A 4,221-nucleotide genomic window follows, 5' to 3' on the forward strand; every position below is an offset into this window, starting at 1 on the left:
GCGCCGCTGAGCACCCAGCCCGGTCTTCCCCAGGACCAGCCCATCCGGGTCTCGCCCTCCAAGGTGGAGGCGGTGCACGCCTCGCCGCTGAACTGGTTCGTGCAGGCCGCCGGCGGGCAAAGCGCCGTGGACTTTGCCGCCTCGCTGGGCACCTTGATCCACTCCATCGCCGAGCAGCACCCCGACGCCGCCGGCAGCGAATACCTGAAGGTGCTCGATGAGCGGTGGCCGGAACTGGAAATGCCGAACAACTGGGAAGGCAGGCGCGACCATGACCGGGCCGAGGAGATGCTGAAGAAGCTGGCCCTGTACTCGCTGCAGATGCGCTCCGAGGGGCGCGCCCTGGTCGCCCGCGAACTGCCGTTCAACGTGCCGGTGCCCCATGAGGGGCGGGAGGTGGAACTGCGCGGGGTCATTGACCGCATCGAGGTGGACGGGCAGGGCCGGCCCTATGTGGTGGATTTGAAGACCGGGGCCCGGATGCCCTCCGCCAAGGACGCGCTAACCCACCCGCAGCTGGGCGTCTACCAGGCCGCCATCACGCTCGGGGCCCTGGACTCCACCCCCGAAACCAGCCACCTGCCGGCCGAACCGGCCGGGGCGGCCCTGGTGTTCGTGGGATCCAACACCAAAAAGCCGAGCCTGCGCACCCAGCAGGCCCCCACCGATGACTGGGCGCAGCAGCTGATCATCGAGGCCGCGGCCCTGATGGGCGACGCCGAGTTCGTGACCCGGCACGATGCCTCGCGCGGCTCCGGATTCTCCAGCGGGTGCGCCCTGCCAGACATCTGCCCCTTGTGCAGCGAAGGACGACAGGTGACCGAACCATGAGTGAGATCCGCTTTACCCCCGAAGAGCTCTCCGCCGCCCTGGGCGAACAGTTCCCGCCCACCGAACAGCAAAGCCGGATCATCTGCGCCCCGCTGGAACCGATGCTGGTCATCGCCGGGGCCGGGTCCGGGAAAACCAAGACCATGGCTGACAAGGTTGTCTGGCTGGTGGCCAACGAGCTGGTGCGCCCGGAGGAAGTGCTCGGGGTGACCTTCACCCGAAAGGCCGCCGGGGAACTGTCCGCCCGCATACGCGCGAAGATCGCCGCCCTGGTGAACACAGGCCTGCTGGATGGGCAGACCACCGAGGACTACCTGGACCCGTCCGTGTCCACCTACCATTCCTACGCGAACACGCTCGTGCAGGACTACGGCTGCGCCTGGGCATTGAAGAGGACAGCGCCCTGCTGGGGGCCGCCCAATCCTGGGAATTGGCCAGCGAGGTGCTTGAGGCCTACACCGGGACTACGAACACCTGGGCAGCGCCACCAGCACCCTGATCAACGCGATCGTCAGCTTCTCCTCCGAGGCCTCCGAACACCTGGTGGGCACCGCGCAGGCCGAAGCCTGGCTGCGGGACCTGGAGCAGCGGCTGCGCCACCTGCCCATGTACCCGGACAAGGACAAGGCGCAGACCGCGGTCGCCGGCAAACTCATCGACAAGATCGCCTCGCGGGCCACCATCGCCGAACTCAGCCAGCGCTACGCCGAGGAGAAGGCGCGGCGCGGGGTCATGGACTACGGGGACCTGGTCGCCCACGCCGCACGCATCGCCGAGCAGATCCCAGCCGCAACGGTGGCCGAACGCTCCAAGTACAAGGTGGTGCTGCTTGACGAGTTCCAGGACACCTCCCACGCCCAGATGGTGCTCTTCTCCCAGCTCTTCGGCGACGGACACCCGGTCACCGCGGTGGGGGACCCGAACCAGTCCATCTACGGTTTCCGCGGAGCCAGCGCCGGACAGCTCTTCCACTTTCCCAACGAATTTCCCATCGTCGAGCCGGACGGGCAGCGGCGCAACGCCCACGTGCGCCACCTGACGATCGCCTGGCGCAACACGGTCAACGTGCTACAGGCGGCCAACCTGGTCTCCGGCAGCGGACAGCAGGCTCCCGGCCCGGTGGCCGTCAAACCGCTGGAGGCCTCCGCCCACGCCCAGCCGGGGCGGGTGGTGCTCAACCGCTGTGCGACCGACCGGCAGGAAGCCGAAGCGATCGCCCAAACGATCGAGACAGAAATCCTCCAGCGCCGCTCCGCAGGCCAGGAGACCACCGCTGCGGTGCTCAGCCGCAACCGCGCCCAGCTGGGCCTGATGGCCCGGGTGCTTTCCGAGAAGGAAATCCCGTACCAGCTGGTGGGGCTCTCCGGGCTGTTGAGCACCCCGGAAGTCAACGACCTGGTCTCCTGTCTGCACGTGCTGGTGGACCCGCTGCGCAGCGACAAGCTGATGCGGCTGCTGGCCGGCGCCCGCTGGCGCATCGGCCCGGCGGACCTGATGGCCTTCGCCGACTGGTCCCGTTTCCTGGCCCGGCGCCGTGAACACGCCCTGACCGGAACCCTCGAAGCCCAGCTGCTGGTGCAGGACGCGCAAGAAGATGAGCAAACCCTGGCCCGGGCGGAGGTCAACGACGCCGCGAGCCTGATTGAGGCGCTGGACTTCCTGCCGCCGGCCGGCTGGACCAGCGCCGATGGGCGGACACTGAGCGAGACCGGGTACCTGCGGCTGAGCAGCCTGCGTGATGAACTGCGCCGGCTGCGGCTGCTGGCAAACGACGACCTCGAGGCCTTGTCAGGGAAATTGAGCGCGCCATGAACCTGGACATCGAGGTCGCGGCCCGGCCCTGGGTGGAGCCAGGGCAGCGGCGGGCCAACCTGGACGCTTTTGCCGATGTCATCAAGGACTACTGCCGCCACGCGCCGCAGGCGGACCTGACCGGGTTCCTGTACTGGCTGGAGCAGGCGGCCGACAAGGAGAAGGGGCTGCCGCTGCGACCCAGGACGCCGACCCAAACAGCGTGCAGCTGCTGACCATCCATGCCTCCAAGGGACTGGAATGGGACATCGTGGCGGTGATGTCCATGAATGAGGGCGTGTTCCCGGACCGCACCTCGGACCGCTGGACCAGCGGGGATGCGGCCCTGCCCTGGCCGCTGCGCGGTGACCGCCGCGACCTGCCGCAGTGGGACACCGACCAGGCTCCTTTTTTGAGCTGCTCGAAGCCGAGAAGCAGTTCGCCGCCGACGTGGCGGAGCATAATGAACAGGAAGAACGCCGTCTGGCCTATGTGGCGCTGACCCGCGCTAAATCGCTGCTGATCTGCAGCTGCAGCGTCTGGTACGGGACCCGCACCAAACCCTCAAGCCCATCTATCTTCATAGAGCAGCTGCTGCCGTTGGCCGAGGGCCCCACCCCGGGAGCGAGATCGGGGTGTGGGTGCAGGACGAACAGGCGCCCGAAGCCAACCCAACCCGCTCCCAACCGGTTGAGGCGCGCTGGCCCTACGACCCTTTGCAGGGGCCGGAGGTCACCGGGGGCAACCCACGCACCGTCTACCCGTACTCGCGCCGCGAAGTCCTGCAGACCATGGCCGAGGGGGTGCTGGGGGCGGCCCAAACCCCGCAGGAGGCGGTGATGCAGACCGAGCAGGGCCAGGCCTGGGCGGAGGAGGCTACACGGCTGCTCGCCCAACGCCAGTTCGCCGCCCAGCAGGAGCACGGTGTGCACAAGCCCGAACACGTGCGGGCCTCCCTGTTTGTGGAATTGGCCGAGAACCCGCAGGAGGTGCTGGAGAACCTGCGCCGCCCGGTGCCGCGGCGCCCCGGCATGGCGGCACGACGCGGTACCGCGTTCCACGCGTGGCTGGAGGAATACTACGAACAGACCCAGATGCTGGACCTGGGGGAGATCCTGGAACCGGCCGACGCGCTGATCGACGACACCCTGGACCTGGAGGGGATGAAGCAGGCGTTCCGGCAAAGCGAATGGGCCGAACGCCAACCGGTGCACGTGGAAGTGCCACTGGAAACCCGCATCGGGGATATTGCGGTGCGCGGCCGGATCGATGCGGTGTTCCGTACCGCTGAGGGGCATTGGCTGCTGGTGGACTGGAAGACCGGGCACGTGCCCAGCGGCAAGTCATTGAAGGACAAACTGGTGCAGCTGGCCGTGTACCGGTTGGGCTGGTCACGCCTGCACGGGATTCCGCTGGAGGAAATCCAGGCCGCCTTCTACTATGTGGGGGCCGGGATCACCATCCACGCCCAGCAGCTGCAATCCGAAGCGGAGCTGGAACAGATGATCGGCGCCGCGTTCGAGCAGCTGGACGAACCAACCCGGCAGGCTGAACCAAGCAGCGTTCAACCAGGCAGGGGTAACGCAACGGGCCCCCGGC

General features: G+C 67.9%; 6 protein-coding genes and 1 pseudogene. All 7 read left to right on the forward strand.

The genetic code is table 11. The features are described 5' to 3' along the window. The coding region (locus JCM19049_RS08940; RefSeq protein WP_279402808.1) for a PD-(D/E)XK nuclease family protein at window positions 1-831 on the forward strand (831 nt) is incomplete at its 5' end. Next, window positions 828-1,193: pseudogene (locus JCM19049_RS19680) on the forward strand (UvrD-helicase domain-containing protein); the annotation flags it as partial. The gene JCM19049_RS08940 and the pseudogene JCM19049_RS19680, both read left to right, overlap by 4 nt. 181 nt (window positions 1,194-1,374) lie before the next feature. Further along, a complete protein-coding gene (locus tag JCM19049_RS19685) occupies window positions 1,375-2,643 on the forward strand; it encodes an ATP-dependent helicase (protein ID WP_279402809.1) in 1,269 nt (422 codons plus the stop codon). Beyond that, window positions 2,640-2,858 carry a hypothetical protein gene (locus JCM19049_RS19690; RefSeq protein WP_279402810.1) on the forward strand — a complete coding sequence of 73 codons (219 nt, stop codon included), beginning with the start codon at window positions 2,640-2,642 and terminating at the stop codon, window positions 2,856-2,858. The genes JCM19049_RS19685 and JCM19049_RS19690 overlap by 4 nt, the downstream gene beginning before the upstream one ends. Then, entirely contained in the window at window positions 2,846-3,124 is a 279-nt protein-coding gene (locus tag JCM19049_RS19695; RefSeq protein WP_279402811.1) for a 3'-5' exonuclease, read from the forward strand. The genes JCM19049_RS19690 and JCM19049_RS19695 overlap by 13 nt, the downstream gene beginning before the upstream one ends. Then, on the forward strand, window positions 3,073-3,462 hold the full coding sequence (locus JCM19049_RS19700) for a 3'-5' exonuclease (protein ID WP_279402812.1): 390 nt from the start codon (window positions 3,073-3,075) through the stop codon (window positions 3,460-3,462). Before JCM19049_RS19695 ends, JCM19049_RS19700 begins: the two co-directional genes overlap by 52 nt. Before the next feature lie 191 nt (window positions 3,463-3,653). Continuing rightward, window positions 3,654-4,221: PD-(D/E)XK nuclease family protein (locus JCM19049_RS19705; protein ID WP_279402813.1), on the forward strand; the 568-nt coding region annotated here is incomplete at its 3' end.

Source organism: Arthrobacter sp. JCM 19049, assembly GCF_001310435.1.